18 protein-coding genes and 1 pseudogene are annotated in these 20,011 nt (G+C 63.5%); 5 read left to right on the top strand and 14 right to left on the bottom strand.

The annotated features are described in order from the left end of the window. Positions 1 to 34: 34 nt before the first annotated feature. From HHL24_RS08705 to HHL24_RS08675, 7 genes are all read right to left on the bottom strand, one after another. The gene (locus tag HHL24_RS08705) at positions 35 to 1,177 is read right to left on the bottom strand and encodes a ferredoxin--NADP reductase (RefSeq protein WP_169485091.1); all 1,143 of its coding nucleotides are present in this window, start codon (positions 1,175 to 1,177) and stop codon (positions 35 to 37) included. Positions 1,178 to 1,188: 11 nt separating this feature from the next. Continuing rightward, positions 1,189 to 1,953 (bottom strand): glucose 1-dehydrogenase, encoded by a 765-nt coding sequence (locus tag HHL24_RS08700; protein ID WP_206002769.1) that lies wholly within the window; start codon positions 1,951 to 1,953, stop codon positions 1,189 to 1,191. Positions 1,954 to 1,972: 19 nt separating this feature from the next. Beyond that, positions 1,973 to 3,670 (bottom strand): FAD-binding protein, encoded by a 1,698-nt coding sequence (locus HHL24_RS08695; protein WP_169485089.1) that lies wholly within the window; start codon positions 3,668 to 3,670, stop codon positions 1,973 to 1,975. Positions 3,671 to 3,686: 16 nt separating this feature from the next. After that, the gene (locus HHL24_RS08690; RefSeq protein WP_169485088.1) at positions 3,687 to 4,205 is read right to left on the bottom strand and encodes a flavin reductase family protein; all 519 of its coding nucleotides are present in this window, start codon (positions 4,203 to 4,205) and stop codon (positions 3,687 to 3,689) included. After that, positions 4,202 to 5,977 carry an FAD-dependent oxidoreductase gene (locus HHL24_RS08685; RefSeq protein ID WP_169485087.1) on the bottom strand — a complete coding sequence of 592 codons (1,776 nt, stop codon included), beginning with the start codon at positions 5,975 to 5,977 and terminating at the stop codon, positions 4,202 to 4,204. Before HHL24_RS08685 ends, HHL24_RS08690 begins: the two co-directional genes overlap by 4 nt. Before the next feature lie 11 nt (positions 5,978 to 5,988). Next, positions 5,989 to 7,182, bottom strand: a complete 1,194-nt coding sequence (locus HHL24_RS08680; RefSeq protein ID WP_169485086.1) for a flavin-dependent monooxygenase — start codon at positions 7,180 to 7,182, stop codon at positions 5,989 to 5,991. 133 nt (positions 7,183 to 7,315) lie between these two features. Next, complete coding sequence (locus tag HHL24_RS08675) at positions 7,316 to 8,470, bottom strand: LLM class flavin-dependent oxidoreductase (RefSeq protein ID WP_169485085.1); 1,155 nt, start codon at positions 8,468 to 8,470, stop codon at positions 7,316 to 7,318. A gap of 306 nt (positions 8,471 to 8,776) precedes the next feature. Between HHL24_RS08675 and HHL24_RS08670 the strand changes: the two genes are divergently transcribed. Continuing rightward, complete coding sequence (locus HHL24_RS08670; RefSeq protein WP_169485084.1) at positions 8,777 to 9,127, top strand: VOC family protein; 351 nt, start codon at positions 8,777 to 8,779, stop codon at positions 9,125 to 9,127. A 92-nt stretch (positions 9,128 to 9,219) separates the two neighbouring features. On the opposite strand, the gene HHL24_RS08665 is transcribed toward HHL24_RS08670, so the two are convergent. After that, on the bottom strand, positions 9,220 to 10,401 hold the full coding sequence (locus tag HHL24_RS08665) for a helix-turn-helix transcriptional regulator (RefSeq protein WP_169485083.1): 1,182 nt from the start codon (positions 10,399 to 10,401) through the stop codon (positions 9,220 to 9,222). A gap of 286 nt (positions 10,402 to 10,687) precedes the next feature. On the opposite strand from HHL24_RS08665, the gene HHL24_RS08660 reads away from it, so the two are divergent. The 4 genes and pseudogenes from HHL24_RS08660 to HHL24_RS08645 all read left to right on the top strand — a co-directional run bounded on the left by HHL24_RS08660 (position 10,688) and on the right by HHL24_RS08645 (position 14,614). Then, positions 10,688 to 11,638 carry an alpha/beta hydrolase gene (locus tag HHL24_RS08660; protein WP_169485082.1) on the top strand — a complete coding sequence of 317 codons (951 nt, stop codon included), beginning with the start codon at positions 10,688 to 10,690 and terminating at the stop codon, positions 11,636 to 11,638. A gap of 20 nt (positions 11,639 to 11,658) precedes the next feature. Further along, positions 11,659 to 12,462 carry an enoyl-CoA hydratase/isomerase family protein gene (locus HHL24_RS08655; protein WP_169485081.1) on the top strand — a complete coding sequence of 268 codons (804 nt, stop codon included), beginning with the start codon at positions 11,659 to 11,661 and terminating at the stop codon, positions 12,460 to 12,462. Between the two features lie 54 nt (positions 12,463 to 12,516). Further along, positions 12,517 to 13,584, top strand: a pseudogene (gene ribBA, locus HHL24_RS08650) (bifunctional 3,4-dihydroxy-2-butanone-4-phosphate synthase/GTP cyclohydrolase II); the annotation flags it as partial. Positions 13,585 to 13,747: 163 nt separating this feature from the next. Continuing rightward, positions 13,748 to 14,614, top strand: coding sequence for an SDR family NAD(P)-dependent oxidoreductase (locus HHL24_RS08645; protein WP_169485079.1), 867 nt, complete (start codon positions 13,748 to 13,750; stop codon positions 14,612 to 14,614). 21 nt (positions 14,615 to 14,635) lie between these two features. On the opposite strand, the gene HHL24_RS08640 is transcribed toward HHL24_RS08645, so the two are convergent. From HHL24_RS08640 to HHL24_RS08615, 6 genes are all read right to left on the bottom strand, one after another. Next, positions 14,636 to 14,926, bottom strand: coding sequence for a hypothetical protein (locus HHL24_RS08640; protein WP_169485078.1), 291 nt, complete (start codon positions 14,924 to 14,926; stop codon positions 14,636 to 14,638). A gap of 260 nt (positions 14,927 to 15,186) precedes the next feature. Then, positions 15,187 to 15,474, bottom strand: a complete 288-nt coding sequence (locus tag HHL24_RS08635) for a hypothetical protein (RefSeq protein WP_169485077.1) — start codon at positions 15,472 to 15,474, stop codon at positions 15,187 to 15,189. Positions 15,475 to 15,584: 110 nt separating this feature from the next. After that, positions 15,585 to 15,869, bottom strand: a complete 285-nt coding sequence (locus HHL24_RS08630; RefSeq protein ID WP_169485076.1) for a hypothetical protein — start codon at positions 15,867 to 15,869, stop codon at positions 15,585 to 15,587. 512 nt (positions 15,870 to 16,381) lie between these two features. Further along, on the bottom strand, positions 16,382 to 17,794 hold the full coding sequence (gene pyk / locus HHL24_RS08625; RefSeq protein ID WP_169485075.1) for a pyruvate kinase: 1,413 nt from the start codon (positions 17,792 to 17,794) through the stop codon (positions 16,382 to 16,384). A gap of 256 nt (positions 17,795 to 18,050) precedes the next feature. After that, positions 18,051 to 18,938: a 2-hydroxy-3-oxopropionate reductase gene (glxR, locus tag HHL24_RS08620; protein ID WP_169485074.1), complete on the bottom strand. Its 888-nt coding sequence runs from the start codon at positions 18,936 to 18,938 to the stop codon at positions 18,051 to 18,053. 64 nt (positions 18,939 to 19,002) lie between these two features. After that, the gene (locus HHL24_RS08615; RefSeq protein WP_169485073.1) at positions 19,003 to 19,980 is read right to left on the bottom strand and encodes a 2-hydroxyacid dehydrogenase; all 978 of its coding nucleotides are present in this window, start codon (positions 19,978 to 19,980) and stop codon (positions 19,003 to 19,005) included. Between the last annotated feature and the right edge of the window lie 31 nt (positions 19,981 to 20,011).

Below are 20,011 nucleotides of genomic sequence, written 5' to 3'. Positions count from 1 at the left end.
CAACACGCGAGAGCCGCGCGTGCGAACCGCGAACCTAGTCGGGGAAAACCACGCGCAGCGTCGCGCTGGCGGGTGTCGCACTACAGGCAAGCGTCCAGCCGTCGGTCAGATCGGCGGCATCGAGCACGTGGTTGGCGTTCAGGTTCACGCTGCCGGCCTCGACCCGGCACATGCAGGCGCCACACAAACCGCTGCGGCACGAATTGGGGGCCGGCACATCGGCGCGCAGCATGGCGTCGAGCAGGGTTTCACCGGCTTCGCAGAGGAAGGTGAAGGTGTTGCCGTCGAGCACGGTTTCGATTGCCGCGTTGGCGACGGAAGCCGTATCGGCCGATTCAGATGCCACGGGCGCTTCAGGCACTTTCGGCGCTGTGGACACGGTGTGCTCTCCGTGCGCGCCGGGTACTCCGGCTACCCCAGGCACACCAGCGACCCCGGACATGGACACCCCAGGCGTAGCCGGCAAATCCGGGAGTGAAGCGAACCGCTCCACATGCACCTTCGCTCGCGGCAACCCTAGCGCAAGCATTGCCGCCAACGCGTTCTCCATGAACAGCGCCGGTCCGCAGATGAAGCATTCCTGCGTGCTCCACGGCCGCGCCAGTTCTTCCAGATGACGCTGCTGCGGAATGCCCTGCACGCTATCGAGCCAATGAATCACCCGCAATCTGCCCGCGTGCCGCTGCCCGAGCTGCCGCAGTTCTTCGCTGAAAATCACCGACTGCGCGTCCCGATTCGCGTAGATCAGAGTCAGCATGCCGCGCCCGTTCACCAGCGCGGACTTGAGAATCGACAGCACCGGCGTGATGCCGCTACCGCCCGCGAACAGAAGCAGGTCGCCGTCGAGCGAGCGCGGCGTGAACACGCCAGCGGGCGCCATCACGTCGAGCTCGTCGCCGGGCTGAATGCTGTCGCACATCCAGTTCGACACGCGCCCATCGCGCACCCGCTTGACGGTGATCTTCGGCGCGCGGTCGATGCCCGGCGCGCTCGACAATGAATAACAGCGCTGCACGGTGGCATCCGCGCACGGCACCTTGAGCGTGAGAAACTGCCCCGGGCGATAGCTGAAGGCATCGTGCAGCGCCTGCGGCAGATCGAACACGAAAGAGCGCGCGTCGGCGCTCTCCGCGATCACGTCCGCCACTTTGAGCCGGTGAAAACGCGAATCGGCCATGGCGGGCGAACTCAGGCGATGCCCATGATCAGCTGCGCATTGTCGATCCGATACTCGCTGCCGTTGATGAAGCGCGATTCATCGGACGCCAGGAACAGCACCAGATTCGCGATGTCTTCCGGCAGACACATACGACCGTGCGGATCGACCGATTGCGTGAGCGCGTCGCGCGTCTCTTCGGCCGTGCCGAAGAACGGCGCGGTCATCGGCGTGAGAATGCCGTCCGGGTGAATCGTGTTGCAGCGGACCTTATAGCCCTGCTGCTTGCAGTGCGCGGCGATCGCGCGCGTCATGGCCGTCACCGCGCCCTTGCTGGCCGAATAGGCGCAGAACATACCGAGTCCGCCCAACGCCGCCACCGACGACATGTTGACGATCGACCCGCCCTTCTCTTTCATCGCCTTGACCGCCGCGCGGCAGCCGAGAAAATAGCCCTCGGCATTGATGCGCAGCACGCGCTGCCATTGTTCGAGCGTGGTGTCTTCAATGCTGCCGAGCAACAGAACCGCGGCGTTATTGACCAGTACGTCCGGCGTGCCGAAGGCCGTTTGCGCCGCGCCGAACACGTCGTTCCAGCCTGTTTCAGACGTAATATCGTGACGCACGAACAGTGCGGCATCGCCGATCTGCGCGGCCACTTCGCGGCCGGCTTCCTCGTTGACGTCGGTGAGTACGACGCGCGCGCCTTCACGGGCGAACAGCAACGCGTCCTGTTTGCCGACGCCGCTCGCGGCGCCCGTCACGACGGCGATCTTGCCTTTGAGTCTGTCTCCCATCTTCATTCTCTCTTCAGTGTCAGTCAGTTTCAGTCAGGGAATGGGCGGTGTTCGCGAGAACCACGCCCGCTGCGGCCCGGCCCGCCTGGCGGCCGGACCAGATACAGTCCGCGAGCGAGAGGCCGCTCACGTAATGATTCGATGCAAGGCCGCAGGCGGCCCGGCCGGCGGCGAACAGGCCCTCGATCGGCGTGCCTTGCGCCGACAGCACCGCGTTGCTCGTCTCGTCGACCCGCAAGCCGCCCAGCGTGATCGACGGGCACGGGAAAACGCGGCTGTCCGATGAAATGTCGATCGCGTAGTACGGTCCGTGCATGAGCGGCTGCAACATGGCGGCGGATTTGCCGAACGCACGGTCGATACCGTTAAGCGCGCCCAGGTTGTAGGCATTGATGGTTCGCTCGAGCACCGCCGGATCGCTGCCGATGCGTGCCGCCAGATCGGCCAGCGAGCGGGCGCGCTTGCGGCCTGCCAGCATCAACAACATCGCGGGCACGCTCTGGAACGCCCACAGCTTGCCGCGCAAACACTCGGCGAGCGCGAGCTTCACGAGCCGCGCATCGAGAATCAGCCACGCGTGCCCTTCACGGGTTTCGCACATCGCGTGGCCGAGCGCGGCGCCATAGACTTCCTCGTTGCAAAAGCGCTCACCGCGGCGATCCACGACGCAGCCTTGCGCCCACGCATACGGCGGATTGATGAAGCGCCACGCGGACACACGTTCGAGCCGCTGCGCCACGCCACCCGCAGACAAACCGAGCCGGATGCCCGAACCGTCACAGCCGGTGGTGCCAAGACGCCAGTTCGGCAGATAACGCGGCGCGTAGTGCGCCACCATCGACCGGTTGAAGATGAAACCGCCGGTGCTCAACACCACTGCATCGGCCTTGATCGTGATGAGGCGGCCCTCGCACTGCTCGACGCGATGGAGCGCGGCGCGTAACCGGTCGGCCCACGCCGGCATGCCGTTGTGCAGGCGCTCCGCCCAGCGCGCGAGCCGCCGATGGGTGCGCTGGGCACGGCCCGGCGCCACCTGCCAGACTTGAGCGCCGATCACTCGCCCGCTGCGGTCGGTGACCAACCTGCGCACGCTTGCATGACACATCGTGTCGACGAATGGCTGCGCATCCACCGCGCGCCGCAGCGTGTCGTAGAGCACGCGCCCCGACATGCCGTCGCCGACCACCCGGTGCCCACGCGGTGCCGGCGCATGTTCGCGCACGGCGTCGCCTACCGCCTCATTGCCCGAGTAGTAGAGGTAATAGCGATTCTGCGGATACGAAGTCTTACGCGGCGGCACCGATGCGGCAAAGCGCACGCCGAGGCGCTCGAGCCAGCGCAGCATATCGACGCTGCCTGCACAAAAGCGTTTGAGCGTCACCGCGGACACCGCGTCGCCCACTTCCTGCTGCAAATACGCAAACATCGCCTCGGGCGTGTCGCTGTAACCCGCTTCGGCTTGATAGCGCGTGCCGCCGCCCGCGTAGACCACGCCGCCGCTTTTCGCGCTCGCACCGCCGCCCTCGAAACGCTCGACGATCCGTACTTTCGCGCCGGCCGCCGCAGCTTCCAGCGCGGCACATGCACCCGCCGCGCCGAAGCCCGCCACCAGCACGTCGCACACGTCGTCCCAACGCACGCATGCGGGATCGTCGACGACGAGCGGCGCTTCAACCGGCGTGGCCGATTCCTGCTGTGTAGACGAAGGGCTTTGCATCACGCCGCGTGCCCGATCATGCCGCTGCGCAGCGCACGGGCGCCGCAGCGGTGGTATAGATGCCGTCGACATACACCAGCGGATCGACCTCGCCGCTGATCAGCACCTGCTCGACGCGGCCGATAAAGATCGCATGCGTGCCGTAGTCGAAGCGGCCGTCCTGCGTGCAGATCAGGCTCGCCTGCGCGTCGTGCAGATATGGCACACCGTGATCCGAGTTCTGCCAGTTGCCGGTCGTGAAGCGTTCTTCGCCTTTGAGGCGGCCGCTGCAATCGATCGCAATATGCTGATGCTGCGCCGAGAGCACGTTCACGCAAAACGCCGCGCCCTTGTCGAGCGGCGGAAAAATCGACGACGTGCGGTTAATGCAGATCAGCAGCGATGGTGGTTCCGTCGAGAGCGAATCGACCGCGGTGGCCGACATCGAATAGCGCCGTTCGCCGTCGCTGCAACTGATGACCGCGACCGAGCGCGCGAGGCGGCGCATCGCCAGCAGCATGTCGCCGCGCAATGGGTGAGAAGTGAGTTCGGTCATGAAGTGACTCCACGAAGTTCGCTGCTTGCAGCGCGTGCTGTTTCTGAAGCGCTGGCCTCGCCGTCCCGATCATCGCCACCGTCGGCGAGATGATTCGCGGCGATGTAGCCGAAGGTCATCGCAGGGCCGAGTGTCGAACCCGCGCCGGGATAGCTCGCCCCCATCATCGACGCGCTGGTGTTGCCGATCGCGTAGAGCCCGGCAATCGGCGTGCCGTCGGCGTGCAGCACACGAGCGCGGGCGTCGGTCAGGAGACCGCCTTTGGTGCCGATGTCGCCCGCGTCGATACGCACGGCGTAGAACGGTCCGGTCGCAATCGGTGCGAGGCACGGATTCGGCTTGACGCTCGGGTCACCGTAGTAGGTGTCGAAGGCGTTACCACCCTTGCCGAAATCTTCGTCGAGACCGGTCTCGGCGTAGCGATTCATCTTCGCCACGGTGTCGCGCAAACCTTCTGGATCGACGCCGATTTTTGCGGCCAACGCCTCGAGCGAACCGGCCTTGTAGAGCAGCGAACGAAACGCCGCGGGGATGCGGGTGTCCGGCATCATCGCCGCGGGCATGATCGGCCCGCACGGATATTTGTGGCGGAACTGCGCGTCGAACACCATCCACGCCGGCACGCACGCACCGGTTTGTGCATGGTCGCGATACATCGCCGGCACGAACTCCGAATACGGCGCAGCCTCGTTGACAAAGCGCTTGCCGAGTCCGTTGACCACCACGCAACCCGGCAGATTGCGTTCGACGAACAGCGCTCGCTGCTTCTCTTCGCGATCCACGTGGACGGTCGGCGCGCCCCACACGTGTTCCATCAATGCGATTTGCGCGCCTAGCTTCAGACCGACGGCAATCGCGTCGCCGGTATTGTTCGGCGGGGTCGCGCTCCACTGCGCTTGCGTGGGACGCGGCAGATACTGCTCGCGCATCGCCTGATTGCGTTCGAAACCCCCGGCCGCGAGAATCACGCCGCGCTTTGCGAGCACACGCACATTCTCTCCGCCGTGCTCCACCACCACACCCGTTACGCGTCCGTCTGCTTCGAGCAACTCGGTCATCGGCGCGTTGAGCCACAGCGGAATGTCGCGATCGAGCAATGCGCGACGTAGGCCCCCTGCCAGCGCGTTGCCGAGCGTCAGGCGGCGATCGCGCCGCGAGCGGCTGCGCGCGCGTAGATCGAACCAGTAGCGGCCGAATTGCTTCAGCGCCAGTCCGATATAACCTGGCGCTTTCGACAGCAGCATGTGCGCCTCTTTCGAAGTCACCGCCACGCGCCCACCGATCAGCGTCCCCGGTGAGGGAAGTCGCAAGCGCGCGAATTCTTCACCGAGCGACGCACCGTCCACCGGCAAGGGATCGAGCGCGCGGTAACCCGGCATCGATCCAGGCAGGTCTTGAAAGTAGTCCGCGTACTTCGGCAACGCTTCATAACGCACCGGTGTATTCGCTTCGACATAGCGCAGCATCTCCGGCGCGGTGTCGAGATAAGCGTCGATCCGCTCGCTCGCGGTCACGCCTTTCGTGCAGGCGTCGAGGTAGGTTCGTGCGGCCTCGCGCGTATCCGTGGTGCCCAGTTCGGCGATATGGTGGTTGCACGGAATCCAGATGCCACCGCCCGACACCGCCGAGGTCCCGCCGTACACGTCGCTCTTTTCGAGCACAGCGACGGACAGGCCGCGGTCGGCCGCGCGGCAGGCGGCCAGCATGCCGCCCGCGCCGGAGCCGACCACCACCACGTCGAACACGTACGTCTGCGTTTGCTGTTCGCTCATGGCGGCATCCATCAGACGAAGAAATCGGTATTCGGACGTCCGAGCATCACGGCGCCGAGATTCTGGCCGAAACGGTCGAGGTTGTTTGCGTAGTGCGCGCGTGCAGCATGCAGATCGAGAAAGCGCCGCACCAGCGGATTACGGTTGTAAATGCCGTTGCCGCCCGCGTAGCGCAGCAGCGCGTTGGCTGCCTGCGCGCAGCGCTCGGCCACTTGCGCGGATTGATAACGGAAGTGCACGCGCCGCTCAATCGATACCGCAGGGCCGCCGTTGGCCGCCGCCAGCAGTTCGGCGAAATTGCGCTTGAGCAGCAGCTTCATTTCATCGAGCGCGACCGCCGCGTTGGCGCAGGCGGTTTGCGCGCCGGTGTCGTCGGTGGTCTTCGCGCCGCTGTTGGCGCTCACGCGCGTGGCGGCGTAGGACGTGAAGTCATCCAGCGCGCCTTGCAACGCGCCGATGCACGCGGTGCACACCGCGCGTACGAAGATCTGCGCAAACGGCAAATGGAACAACGGCGCATCGTTGAGCACGAGGCCGGGGCTCGTGCCCATCATGCCGTCGATGGCTTTATGCGTGCGGTAGTCCGGCACGAACGCATCGTTCACCACGATGTCGTGGCTGCCGGTCGCGCGCAGGCCCAGCACGTCCCAATCCTGTTCGATCGTGTAATCGCTTTTCGGCAGCAGGAAGGTGCGGTATTCCGGCGGTTCGCCTTCTTTCGCGGGCGGCACCAGCGCGCCGAGAAAGATCCATTCGCACAGTTCGCTGCCGCTGGAGAATTTCCAGTGCCCGGACAGCCGGAAGCCGCCGTCAACTGGCGTCACCCGGCCCACCGGCATATAGGTCGACGCAATCAGCGTGCTTTGATCCTTGCCCCACACGTCCTGCTGCGCGCGTTCGTCGAACAGCGCGAGTTGCCAGTTGTGCACGCCGACCACGCCGTACACCCACGCGGTCGACATACAGCCGCGCGCCACGGCCATCTGAATCTCGAAGAAGGTCTGCGGATCGAGTTCGTAGCCGCCGTAACGCTTCGGCTGTAGCACTTTGAAAAAACCGGCGGCCTGAAAATCGGCCAGTGTTTCAGCGGGAATCCGGCCATTCGCCTCGGCCTGTGCGGCACGCCCGGCGAGGACCGGCGCGAGCGCTTCGGCGCGGGCGATCAGTTCGGCTGCAAGGGCTTTCGAATTGTTGTCGCGATGCACGGCTGTCTCCATGATGGCGCGCGAGATGGGTGTCGCGCCTGTTTTGTTGGGTTCATCTTCGAGCCGCGGCTGCGGCGTCGCATCGTCTGAAGGGACTAGCGACGCCTGCCTCACCCGCTCTTATGCAACGACCTTACGCGGCAACCTGCGCCTTTTGCTTCTCCGCCTTCAGACGATTGAAGTACGGAATCACGTGCTCGCCGATATTGCGGATCGTTTCGAGCTGCGCTTCCTGGGACACCGTGCCCATCTGGCAAAGAAACAGCACTTCATCCACACCCGCTTCCATCAGGCGACCCACATAGCCGATGCAATCGTCGACGGTGCCGTAAGCGTGATTCGGGTTCATCATCGAGAGCGCCGGGTCGCTGAAATCGACCACCACCTCCTCCGATGCGAAGCGCGAACGGATCACCATTTCGCCGGTATTGCCCTTCACTAGGTCATCGCCCCAGCTATCCGGATTCGGGCGCTCGCCGCCGGTGTACCAGTAAGCCAGCGATTCCATGAAATAGCGCTGACCGCGGATGCCGATCTTGCGGGCCTGCTGGCCGTCGTTCAACACCACGGTCGGGCACAGGGCGGCCAGATGCTGCGTCGGACGGAAACCGACCTGGTCCTCGGCTTTGCGGGTCGCCCATGCTTCGCGATACAGCGCGTTTTTCTTGGCGACTTCGTCGGGGCCGCCGAAACCGAGCACCAATGCGCCCAGACCACGCTGACCGGCGCGCAGCAAGCCGTCGTTGTTGGTGCACGCCATGTACATCGGCGGATGCGGATCCTGGAACGGCTTCGGGTGAATCGGCCGTTTAGGAATCTTGATGTATTTGCCGTCGTGCTCGATCTCGTCCTGCACGAACATCTTCGGCACCAGGTACATCGATTCGTCGATCATCGGCTGCAGCTCGGCGAGGTCGTAGCCGAACGCACCCGCTTCCTGCTGGCTGCCGCCTTTGCCGACGCCGAAATGCACGCGGCCACCCGACAGAATGTCGAGCATGGCCACGCGTTCGGCCACCTTGATCGGATGATTCATCGCGGGCGGCAGGCAGATCACGCCGTGGCCGAGGCCGATGCGAGTCGTGCGGCCGGCCAGATACGCGAGGAAGGTTTCCGGGGCGCTCATATGCGCGTAGTTCGTCAGCGACGTGTGTTCGACGCACCAGACGGTATCGAAACCCATCTGTTCGGCGAGCAACGCCTGCTCGACGGTCTCCTTGAATACCCGGTGATCGCCTTCCCGCGAAGCGTCCGTGGTCTGGGCTTCGTAAATCAGAGAAAACTTCATTGCGTGCGTCTCCATGAATTTTGGACTGTGCTGAAACGGGCGGTCCGCTCCCGACCCACCGATTCATCCGATGATCGTGACGGTCCACGGAATGAAGTTTCAGTTCGCGCGTGCGGGCCGGCATCGTCTATTTGGATTAACGGTGCGCGCTTTGGCGTAGAAGCTTTGATCGAAGGCGCTTTTTGCCTTCTGCTTCGCCGCATTTATGTACTTCGGCTAGTCCGATTGGACCTCGTGCGGCGCCTGTCCGCGACGCTACGATCGAGCCGCTATACAACGCGGCTCAACCGATGGGAGTGCAATGCAATGAAGGCTTCGATGATGCTGTACCCGGTCGACACGATCGATGCGGCGCTGCCGCTCTTTGTCGACGGACTGGGTTTGACGGTGAAGTTCCGTGACGGCGAACGCTATTGCGCGCTCGACGGCGGTGCGTTGAGCATCGCGCTGGTGGCGGGCGAAGAACGGATCGTCGAACGCGCGGCGCTGGTGTTTCGCGTGGACGAAAACGACGACCTGTATGCAGCGATGGCGCGTGTGGTAGCGGCGGGTGCGTCAGTGCGCGTGCCGGTACAGCAAGGGCCGCACGAATTGCGCGCGGTGCTGGAGGACAAGAACGGGGCGTTGCTGGTGTTGTCGCAAAAGCGCGCGGCTTAGGGCATTGGATGGTGTGCCGCGCTTGATGCAAGAGCGGCACACACGGTGGCCTGGTTCAAATCAGGTGCGTTCAGCCCCACTTCAGCCGGATGTCAGCCAAGTGGCACCACACTACCCAGCAGAATGCGCACGAGCGTGGCCTGACGAGTCACGCCCGTCTTCGAAAAGATTGCCCGCAGATGAGCCCGCGCGGTGTTCTTGCTAATGCCCAATTCGTCGGCCGCCTCTTCCAGTGTCAACCCATTGGTCAACAGCAACGCGAGCGAGGTCTCCGCAGGCGTGAGGTCGAACAGCTTGCGTACGATCTCCTGCGAGCCCTGCGATTTGCGATCGGGATCGCGCAGAAACAGCACGGTGGCCGGGCGGCGCTTGTTGTCCTCGGACCAGTCCGATAGCGGAATCGTGCGCACCAACACACCGAGTTTCGGCTTGTCGCAACCGCGCGTGATCGGCATGGCTTCGACAATCGGCGCGGCGGTGCCGAAGTGCCCCATCAGCGCGTGGCGCACCAGACGTTGCAGATTGCGGTTCTCCTGCGCGTCGGTAGCCTCGACGTTGCCGTGCACGACACGCAGGCCGTTGCTCTGCGCGAGAATCTCGTCGGCCACGCTGTTGGTGCGCATGATCGCGCCGCTCTCGTCGAGCGTCACGGTGCCCACCAGCATCCGGTCGATCGCGCTCGCATAGAGCGTGCGCTCCGATTCCACGATATCGAGCCGCGAATGCAGTTCGACCGCGCGCCGCAAATGCGGCAGCAACAGCGCGCAAAACGCCTTGTCGCGTGCGGAAAAATGCTTCGAAGCGTGACTGCGACACACGCGAAACCGGCATTCGACACCGGACTCCGTGCGCAGATCGGCGCCCATGATGTAGCGAATGTCGGCCGGCTTCAGAAACTGCTTGTAGAGTTCGCTGGTGAGCCAGCCCGTGTCGCCGAATACTTCGTCGACCGTCACCACGCGATCCGCCGGCAAACCGACGAATGGGTCGAGCGAATAATAGTAGTTGTTGTACGACGCTTCGCCCGGCACGCCCGACCCCATTTCGGATGCGTGCACCATCAGGCCGCGCCGGTCGCTCGAAGGCGAACGCAGAATCAGGGTGGCATAGCTCGCGCCAAGCGAGGTGCGGATCAACTCGAGCGCGCCAGCCCACGGTGTGCTCTCCAGCGCCCCTTGATAAATGCGCGCGGCCAGTTCGCTGAACTGCGCGACGCTCACCTCGGCCAGTTCACTCATGGCCTGACCCTCTTCAGGGGCCCATTTTGTCTCCATCAACACTCTCCGTCCTCCATGCGATCTTGCATCGCGCCGCCAAGCTTAAGGGCCGATCTGTTTGCTGGCATCGGGGGAAGTACTTAGCCCGGGGAAGTTTCGCTGAGCGTGCGAACGAACTCTCGTCCAATCGGACGATGCCCCCTTAAAGCCGCCGCGCTTCAATGCATTCAGTGTTGCGGCGTGCGGGCTAGATGCCTGTTTTGCGGCTCGATTCGCATCATGTGCGGCCGCATCGCTTATACCCGGTATAGCCGCTTTCATGACAGTTTTCTCAGGAGACCAGATGGCGCTCGATCCCCAGGCGCAGGCCGTGCTCGCCGCTTTCGCGGGCATGCCCCCACTCGATTTCGCGCAACTCACCGCGCCCGCTTACCGCGCGATGCTCGCCGCGGGCGGCGGGTTTGCGCCCGGCGACCCCATCGCGGCGGAAGAGGATCTGATGATTCCCACGGCAAGCGGCCCGATTGCGGCGCGCCTCTACCGGCCGGTCACTGAAAGCGGCGATGGCGACGGCCTGCTGCCCCTTACTGTCTTCTTTCACGGCGGCGGCTTCGTTTCTTGCGGGCTCGATACGCATGCCAACCTGTGCCGTTGTCTGGCGCAACGCGCGCGAACGGTCGTGCTATCGGTTGATTACCGGCTCGCACCGGAGGCGCGTTTTCCGGCCGCCGCGCTCGATGCGTGCGACGCCGTGCGCTGGGCCGCGTCCAACGCAAGCGATTTGCGCGTGCGGCCCGGTGCGCTTGCCGTCGCGGGCGACAGCGCAGGGGGCAATCTTGCAGCGGTGGCCGCGCAACAGTTGCGTCATAGCGCCGTGAATATCGCGCATCAGTTGCTGTTCTATCCGGTGGTGGATTGCGCGAGCGAGCATCCTTCATACGAATCGATGAGCGACGGCTATTTGCTGACCGCGGACATGATGCGCTGGTTCAAAAACCAGTATTTCGCGGAAGGCGCCAATCGCTCCGATCCACTCGCCAGTCCGCTCGCCGCAACCGATCTCACTGATGTAGCCAGCGCCACCATCATCAGCGCTGAATACGATCCGCTGTGCGACGAAGTCGAGCATTACGCGGCACGTCTCGCGCAAGCGGGCGTGCTCACGACCCATCTGCGCTGGCCGGGCCAAATGCACGGCTTCGCCAGTTTGCTCGGTGCGCTCGATGCGGCCGACCATGCACTCACGACAGCAGCGCGCGCCTTGCGCCACGCGCTGCACGTCCAGAACACCTGACTCCGCTGACTAGAAAAGACATGACTGCATTGATCCGCCTCGCGGCCGAAGACGGCATCGCGACGCTCACGTTCGACCGCCCCGAGGCACTGAACGCCCTCAACGAAGCGATGGCAAACGAACTGAACGCCAAGCTCGCACGCCTCGCTCACCACGACGAGATCCGCGCGATCGTGCTGACCGGCGCCGGCAACGCCTTCATGGCGGGGGGCGATTTGCAGACCATGCGCGCCGCACTCGACGCGAAGCCCGTGGCACGCGATCGCTCGATCGGCAAACTCGTGCGGCTCGCGCAAACCGTGGCCGAGACCGTAACGGGTTCGCGCAAGCCGGTGATCGCCTGCGTCAACGGCGCCGTGGCGGGCTTCGGTTTGAGCCTCGTCGCAGCCTGCGATCTGGCTATTGCCGCAAAGAGCGCGACGTTCACCTCGGCGTATGGCCGCATCGGCACCTCGCCGGATGGCGGCGCGACCTACACGTTGCCACGTGCGCTCGGCACCAAGCAGGCCGCGCAATGGATGTATCTCGACGAACGGCACACCGCCGACGAAGCGTTGCGAGCGGGCTTCGTGAACTGGGTCGTACCGGACGATGACCTCGTAACACAAACGCACGCGCTGTTAAAGCGGATGGGCGCGCTCTCGCCGGACGCCTTCGCGCAAACCAAGAATCTGATCCAGCATGCACCCGAGCGCAGCTTCGCCGAGCATCTGTACGCGGAGCAGCGCAGCTTTCTGCACTGCGCGGCAGGCAACGATTTCCGCGAAGGCATCGACGCATTCTTCGACAAGCGCGCGCCCGTATTCGGTTCTGGCGCACGTTGAGCGCCTTTCTTTATACGCAGCGACAGCAAACAGCAGTAGCACAGGGAAAAACCCATGAAACTCGCCACTACCGACGAAATCGTCGCCGAACTGAAAGCCGGCCGCATGATCATTCTGGTCGACGAGGAAGATCGCGAGAACGAAGGCGATCTGCTGATTGCCGCCGACCACGTCACGCCGGAAGCGATCAACTTCATGGCGCGCTTTGGCCGCGGCCTCGTCTGCCTGACGCTGAGCGCCGAGCACTGTGCACGCCTCAAGCTCCCGCCAATGGCGGAACAGAACGGCACGCAGTACGGCACCGCGTTCACGGTCAGCATCGAGGCGGCGCAAGGCGTCACCACAGGCATCTCCGCTGCCGACCGCGCGCATACGATCCGCACCGCGATTCACGCGAACGTACGCGCTGAAGATCTGGTGCAACCAGGTCACGTGTTTCCGATTGCGGCGCGCCAAGGCGGCGTGCTGGTGCGTGCCGGACATACTGAGGCCGGCTGCGATCTGACCGCTCTCGCCGGGCTGACACCGGCCGCGGTGATCTGCGAAATCATGAACGACGACGGCACCATGTCGCGCCTGCCGCAACTGATCGAATTCGCGGAACTGCACGGGTTGAAGATCGGCACGATTGCCGATCTGATCCACTATCGCAGCACGCACGAGTCGCTCGTCGAGCGTGTCGGAGAAAGACCGCTGCACACGCCGTGGGGACCGTTTCGCGCCATTCAGTATCGCGACAGGGTGCGCCAATCCACGCATCTCGCGCTGGTGCGCGGCACGCCTCTGCCCAACGTGCCGGTCCTCACGCGCGTGCACGAATGCTTTTCACTACTCGATCTGCTCGATGCTGAACCGTCCGCGCATTCGTGGCCGTTGCACGCAGCGTTGCAAAAGATCGACGCGGCCGGTTGCGGCGTAGCGGTGCTGCTCGATTGCGACATGCGGACCGATGCGATGAACAGCAGCACCGGCATCTCCGCGCGCAAGGACGGCCGACTCTCCGGTATTGGCTCGCAAATTCTGCGCGACCTCGGCGTGCGTCGCCTGAATGTGCTGTCGAGTCCGTTCAGGCTGCCGGCGCTGTCGGGTCATGAACTCGAAATCATGGCGTTCATTCCGCTTGGCGAAGCGGATCTGGACAACCCGCACGCGTTCGAGCGCGCCCCAGCCGCGCCGAGAGTCGGCGCGCCGCTGATGTCCGCGCCGCTTCGGTCCGCCGCAACGGTACAGGCAAGCGCTCAGCCCGCGTCATACGAACTCGAAGCTTCTTCATGGTGAATCCTCGATGACCAAAGCTAACAAGCCCTATGTCGCCCTCGTCACCGGCGCCTCGCGCGGCGCCGGCAAAGGTATCGCACTCGCCCTCGCCGCGACAGGCGCAACGGTCTACGTGACCGGACGCACGCAACGCGAAGGTGATGCGCCTTTGCCTGGCACGGTGCACGCGACGGCGATCGAAATCGATAAGCTCGGCGGCAAGGGCATCGCCCTTACCTGCGATCACGCCGACGACCAGCAAGTAGCGCAAGTATTCGACTACATCCGGCACAACAGCGGGCGCCTCGACATCCTCGTCAACAATGCCACCGCGTTGCACGATGAACTGATTCGCCCGGCACCGTTCTGGGAAAAGCCGCTAGACCTCGTGGATATTCTCGATGTCGGCCTGCGCTCCGCGTATGTCGCGAGCTGGCATGCCGCGCCGTTAATGGCCGCGCAAGGCGATGGGCTGATTGCGTTCACGTCCTCGTTCGGTGCGAGCTGCTATATGCATGGCGCGGCGTACGGCGCGCAGAAAGTGGGCGTCGACAAGTTCGCCAAGGACATGGCCGTCGATCTGAAACCGCATGGCGTTGCGGCGGTTTCCATCTGGATGGGCATGCTGCAAACCGAGCGCACTGCACGCGTGATCGCCGAACATCCCGACCAGTACGCGGGTTTTTCCGAACTCGCGGAGACGCCGCAATTCACGGGACGCCTGATCGATGCCTTGTATCGCGACCCGCAGCGCCAGCAGAAATCCGGTCTGGTGCTGGTCGGTGCGGAGCTTGCGCACGAGTACGGCATCACCGAGCTCGACGGCCGCCAGCCGCCCTCGCACCGCGAGGCGTTGGGAGGGCCGGTGCAGGCGCATCCAGCGATCGTGGCCTGATACGCGGAGCGGCGCGGGCAACTAAAAGCCTGTCACCACCATCGCAAGCACCAGCGCTGCACCACCCACCGCGCCGAGGAATGTGAAGCACTGCTCGTCCGCGCCCGAGCGGCGTGCCCAGATTCTTCCAGCCAGCGCAGCCAACCCGGTGATTCCCAGAAACAACGACAGCGACGAACCGGCCGTGCACACCATGCCGGGAAACTCGTCGCTCCAGGCGCACGCGTAGAGTTGCCGCACGGATACGCCGACCACGCCGATGGCCACCAGTACGCCGGCAATCAGTCCATCCCGCTGAACTCTGGATTTCATTTACAGCCCCCCCGCATCACGCTCTCCCCCATCCCTATACGCGGCCTCAACGCCTGCCGCGCGGCTGTGCGCCTCGATACGGTGGACGGAAAACCATGCCGCGCCGTTCTCGGTTCATACCGCCATTGACGGCGATTCGACGCGTGCGGACATCGTCCGGATGGACTAAGGGGATTGCCCGACGGCTCGCCTGAGGACCTGCCGGGGATCGCCGGGCGATTTCCCGGGGATCCCCGACAGAGAAACCCGCAACCGGTTGTTCAACACAGCACAGTGTCCGCCACCCACGGGATCTTCTTGATGCGATCGACTATCGCTTCCAGTGACTCGAAAGACGTGGGGGCGAACGAGATTGTAATTTCCTCGTATCCCTGACTTTGATCGGTCGCAAACCTGATGTTTTCGATGTCCCCGGCGATAGACATCAGCACTTGCCAGACTGCAGCGACTCTCATGCCATGGATCTTCGCGCGAACGGTGAGCTCGCGGCGGCTGTCCGGAAATCTCACTGGGATTTGTGTTGTCGTCAAGTGGTCGTGTATAGCCATGTCGGTTTTCAGTGTGTTCGACTATCCGCAGTTCGTTCGAGCCAGTCCGGCACTCGACCATGGCGATTTCGCATTCTTTTGTAGCGCGAGGATTAAGGCCGTTCCTTGCATCACGTGCGCTCCCATGTGTGTGCCCGCTCATTTGCCGCCATCGGATGCCCCCGGCTTTCCGGGATCCGGGCCAGTCTGCGCAGCAATGCCCGCGCCAGTTCCCTGTCGGCTGTTGAGACCCCGGCGCTCTCCAGCAACATGCCGATGCGTTCGCGCCAGTACGCCGGTTGACCGACAAGGGAGGTGGCGGCAATCGAATCGCCCAGGGCTAATAGCTGCTCAAGCCGGATCACCATCGCTTCGAGATGCACCAGATCATTCTTGTGACACGTATCAGTCCACATTTGGTCCCCGATGTGATCTGCTTTCTGAATACTCGAGTCGCGAGGTCACTATCGACCACGCGTTCGATACCACCAGTCAAGATGATCCAGGTGTCGAAGCAGTCGTGCCCGATGTCGTTCTCGGCGATAGTGACCCATCACCAGTGGCAGCGCGATAGCGAGCGCCGAGCATCCGATCACCAGCCCCACCCATGTTTCGCTCATGCCGGGTTCCTCCTGGAAGAACAGTGGTATCGCATCATTCTCCCAACGACCCTAAGGCCGTGGGGCCAGACACACTGCCGCAACGCCATCCCGCCATCCGGGTACCTCGACCAGACGGGAGTGGCACGTTCGCACGTGAGAAAGTCTCTGCGCTAGACGCAGTGAGCCTGGTGCGGACTTGCGGTCGATGCGACCGGTTTCCGGACCATCCGGTCAGGGCGCGAGAGACAGCTGGGGGGCCCGCAGCGATTGCACGGAAACGCCGTGCGTGCTGAAGTTGACGACGGCGGGCTGGCTCCCGGCGCTCCTCAGATTTCGGTAATGCGCAATAGGTTGGTCGTGCCGGCCTCGCCAAATGGCACGCCGGCCGCAATGGTGACCTGATCGCCCTCACGGACCACACCTTCCCGGATCGCGATCCCGCGTGCGGCGCTGACCATTTCATCGATTGATTCGATGTCGGCACTGACGGTGGAATGTACGCCCCAAACGAGCGACAGGCGCCGTGCCGTAGAAAGCCGCGGCGCGATGCTCAGAATTGGCGCCAACGGGCGCTGCCGTGCCGCCCGCAGGCTGGTGAAGCCGGACGTGGTATAGGTGATCGTGGCCGCCGCACCGATAGTCTGCGTGACATTGCGCAGCGCCGCACAGATCGCGTCGCCACGCGTTGGCAGCGGGAGTTCAGGATGTGCGTCGATGAGGCTCCGATACAGAGGATCGCGCTCGGCTTCGCCGATGATCCGGTCCATGATGGCGACTGCCGCGACCGGATAGTCGCCGCTAGCAGACTCCGCCGACAGCATTACCGCGTCCGCCCCATCGTAGATCGCGGTCGCGACGTCGGATGCCTCGGCGCGCGTGGGCACCGGCGCTGAAATCATCGATTCGAGCATCTGGGTTGCGACGACCACGGGCTTGCCGTGATCGCGGCACGAGCGAATGATCCGCTTCTGTACGCCGGGCACGCGCTCGGGCGGCAGCTCGACACCCAGGTCGCCACGCGCCACCATGATTGCATCGGAAACCTTGACGATTTCGTCCAACTGTTCGAGCGCCGCGGGCTTCTCGAGCTTCGCCATCAGCCACGCGCGCTCACCGATCCGCGCACGGGCATCGATCATATCTTGCGGGCGTTGCACGAACGACAGAGCAATCCAGTCCGCTCCCAGGGACAGGGCAAATTCAAGATCGACCAGGTCCTTGGATGTCAGTGCCGGGATCGGCAGAACCGCGTCGGGTACGTTCACTCCTTTGCGGTCCGACAACGCGCCGCCGTGCGTGACACGCGTACGGATCGACTCACTGTCGCTGTCCAGCACTTCGAGTCGAAGCTTGCCATCATCAAGCAGCAACGATTGCCCCGTCTTGACGACCTCGAACAACTCCGGGTGAGGCAGGCAGACCCGCTCCGCATTGCCGGCAGCAGGGTTTCGGTCGAGTACGAATTGAGCACCGGGCATCAGAATGACTTTGCCCCCCGCAAAAGTGCCGACTCGCAATTTCGGGCCCTGCATGTCGGCGAGGACCGCGATAGGCCGGCCGGACAAGCGCTCGACCTCCCGCACGATTTCATATCGGCGTCGATGATCCTCGTGCGAGCCATGGCTGAAGTTCAGGCGAAACACATCGACACCGGCGTCAAAGAGTTCGGTAATCGTTTTGAGGTCGGAGGTTGCGGGTCCGAGGGTTGCAACAATCTTGGCTTTTCGTAGGCGAGGCATGGTCGGTCGTCAGAATGAACTGCGGTTTGAGCCGTATTGCGAGCGCGGCATGGCCCTCGCGTTGAGCAGGGTTCAAAGAATCAGGTTGGCGTGGAAGTCATTGACGTTCGTGCGGGTCGGGCCGGCAACGACAGTTGAAGTAGCAGTTGCCGTGGATTGGACGCAAGCATGATGTGTGGCGTCTCGACGAGAAGAACGAAACCCTGGGCAGCGTATAGCCTGCCCAGGCCACTCCATTCACAACAATAGGTAGCGATCAGCTGCTGGCGATTTCGTGCCTGGACAGCAATTCGATCGCCCGGCACAGCGCCGAGTGGTCGAGCTGGCTCATGCCGTTCGCGGCGCAAGCGTTCATCAGCTCCTGCGCGGATGAGGTATGAGGCAAGGAAACGCCCAGCGCCTTGGCGCCCTGCAAGGCGAGGTTGAGGTCCTTCTGGTGCAGCTCGATGCGGAAGCCCGGATCAAACGTGCGCTTGATCATCCGCTCGCCATGCACTTCGAGAATCCGCGACGCCGCGAAGCCGCCCATCAGTGCCTGACGCACTTTCACCGGATCCGCGCCGGCCTTCGAGGCAAACAGCAACGCTTCTGATACCGCCTGAATATTCAGGGCGACGATGATCTGATTCGCCACCTTGGTGGTCTGGCCATCGCCGTTACCGCCGACGAGCGTGATGTTCTTGCCCATCAGTTCAAACAGAGGCTTGACCTTGTCGAACACCGCCTGCGGGCCGCCGACCATGATCGTCAGCGATGCGGCCTTCGCGCCCACTTCACCACCCGATACCGGTGCATCGAGGTACTGGCTGCCAAGCGCATTGATTCGCCTCGCGAATTCCTTCGTCGCAATCGGCGAAATCGAACTCATGTCGACCACGATCTTGTTCGCGCCGAGCCCCTTCGCCACACCATCGTCGGAGAACAACACGGCTTCAACGTGTGGCGTGTCGGGCACCATCACGATCACAATCTCACTCTCGCGCGCGACCTCCTCACCGGAGCGGCAGACCTTGCCGCCAGCCGTTACGAGCGCGTCAGGCACCGGATTGCGGTCGTGCAGAAACAGCTGGTGACCGCCTTTTTGCAGGTTGGACGCCATCGGGGCGCCCATGATGCCGAGGCCGACGAATCCTACTTTAGCCATAACTTCCTCTTCTAAATTGATCAGGTTTTTCAACAGATTGGCGCGAGCCAGTTTCCCCGCAAAGTCACGCGAGCACCTCGGAGTTGACGCAGTTCTGTGGCCGTTCTCCCTGGAGAACGCTGAGCACATTCCGGACTGCGATGTTGCCCATCGCAATTCGCGTTTCGATGGTGGCCGAGGCGATATGCGGGACGATGACGACATTCTCGAGTGCCGACAGCCCCTTCTCGAGCTGCGGTTCGTTCTCGAACACATCGAGCCCCGCGCCCCAGATCACCTTTTCACGCAGCGCTGTGACGAGCGCGTGCTCATCGATGAGCGGACCGCGCGCGGCATTGATCAGGACTGCGGTACGTTTCATCAGCGCGAATTCTCGTGCGCCGAGATAATGCCGTGTCTCTGGCAGCAGGGGCAGATGAAGCGACAGGAAATCCGATTCGCGCAGCAGCGTTTCCTTATCGACAAAGGTTGCGCCCAGTTCATCCTCGAGCGCGCGATTCGGCTGCGCGTCCGTATAAATGACCTTCATGTCGAACGCCTTCGCCTTGCGGGCGAATTTCGTGCCGATCCGACCGAGCCCGGCCACGCCAAGCGTCTTGTGCTCGATATCCTGGCCGATGAAGGCCATCGGTGCCCAGCCTTCCCAGCGGCCCGCACGCACATAGCGTTCCGATTCGGAAATGCGGCGCGCGGTCGCTAGCAGTAGCGCCCATGCATGCGTCGCCGTTGCGTCGTCGAGCACGCCTGGCGTATTGGTCATTACGACCTTGCGTGCGGTGGCCGCCGCTACATCAAAGTTGTTGAACCCGACCGCGTAGTTCGCAAAGATCCGGCATTGCGGCCCGGCAGCATCGAGCACCGCGGCGTCGACGGTATCGGTGAGCAGCGTGATAACCGCGTCGCGGCCACGCACGGCCTTGAGCAGCTCCTCACGCGTGAGTGCGCGGTCGTGCGGGTTGACTTCGACGTTGTGGACCGCTCGCAGCGCATCGATGGTTTGCTGCGGGATCATTCGGGTGACGTAGATATTGGAGTGAGCCATAAATCGTTCTCTAATTGAGATGTTGAAAGAA

Source organism: Paraburkholderia polaris (genome assembly GCF_012927345.1).
In the GTDB taxonomy this organism is placed as follows: Bacteria; Pseudomonadota; Gammaproteobacteria; order Burkholderiales; family Burkholderiaceae; genus Paraburkholderia; species Paraburkholderia polaris.
The sequence above is the reverse complement of the archived record's forward strand: the minus strand, read 5'-3'. Positions and strand labels throughout refer to the sequence as shown.

Bases quoted from the DNA above. Each gene is read 5' to 3' on its own strand.
- HHL24_RS08705 (WP_169485091.1), bottom strand. From the start codon at position 1,177: ATGGCCGATTCGCGTTTTCACCGGCTCAAAGTGGCGGACGTGATCGCG.
- HHL24_RS08700 (WP_206002769.1), bottom strand. From the start codon at position 1,953: ATGGGAGACAGACTCAAAGGCAAGATCGCCGTCGTGACGGGCGCCGCG.
- HHL24_RS08695 (WP_169485089.1), bottom strand. From the start codon at position 3,670: ATGCAAAGCCCTTCGTCTACACAGCAGGAATCGGCCACGCCGGTTGAA.
- HHL24_RS08690 (WP_169485088.1), bottom strand. From the start codon at position 4,205: ATGACCGAACTCACTTCTCACCCATTGCGCGGCGACATGCTGCTGGCG.
- HHL24_RS08685 (WP_169485087.1), bottom strand. From the start codon at position 5,977: ATGAGCGAACAGCAAACGCAGACGTACGTGTTCGACGTGGTGGTGGTC.
- HHL24_RS08675 (WP_169485085.1), bottom strand. From the start codon at position 8,470: ATGAAGTTTTCTCTGATTTACGAAGCCCAGACCACGGACGCTTCGCGG.
- HHL24_RS08670 (WP_169485084.1), top strand. From the start codon at position 8,777: ATGAAGGCTTCGATGATGCTGTACCCGGTCGACACGATCGATGCGGCG.
- HHL24_RS08665 (WP_169485083.1), bottom strand. From the start codon at position 10,401: ATGGAGACAAAATGGGCCCCTGAAGAGGGTCAGGCCATGAGTGAACTG.
- HHL24_RS08660 (WP_169485082.1), top strand. From the start codon at position 10,688: ATGGCGCTCGATCCCCAGGCGCAGGCCGTGCTCGCCGCTTTCGCGGGC.
- HHL24_RS08655 (WP_169485081.1), top strand. From the start codon at position 11,659: ATGACTGCATTGATCCGCCTCGCGGCCGAAGACGGCATCGCGACGCTC.
- HHL24_RS08645 (WP_169485079.1), top strand. From the start codon at position 13,748: ATGACCAAAGCTAACAAGCCCTATGTCGCCCTCGTCACCGGCGCCTCG.
- HHL24_RS08640 (WP_169485078.1), bottom strand. From the start codon at position 14,926: ATGAAATCCAGAGTTCAGCGGGATGGACTGATTGCCGGCGTACTGGTG.
- HHL24_RS08635 (WP_169485077.1), bottom strand. From the start codon at position 15,474: ATGGCTATACACGACCACTTGACGACAACACAAATCCCAGTGAGATTT.
- HHL24_RS08630 (WP_169485076.1), bottom strand. From the start codon at position 15,869: ATGTGGACTGATACGTGTCACAAGAATGATCTGGTGCATCTCGAAGCG.
- pyk (WP_169485075.1), bottom strand. From the start codon at position 17,794: ATGCCTCGCCTACGAAAAGCCAAGATTGTTGCAACCCTCGGACCCGCA.
- glxR (WP_169485074.1), bottom strand. From the start codon at position 18,938: ATGGCTAAAGTAGGATTCGTCGGCCTCGGCATCATGGGCGCCCCGATG.
- HHL24_RS08615 (WP_169485073.1), bottom strand. From the start codon at position 19,980: ATGGCTCACTCCAATATCTACGTCACCCGAATGATCCCGCAGCAAACC.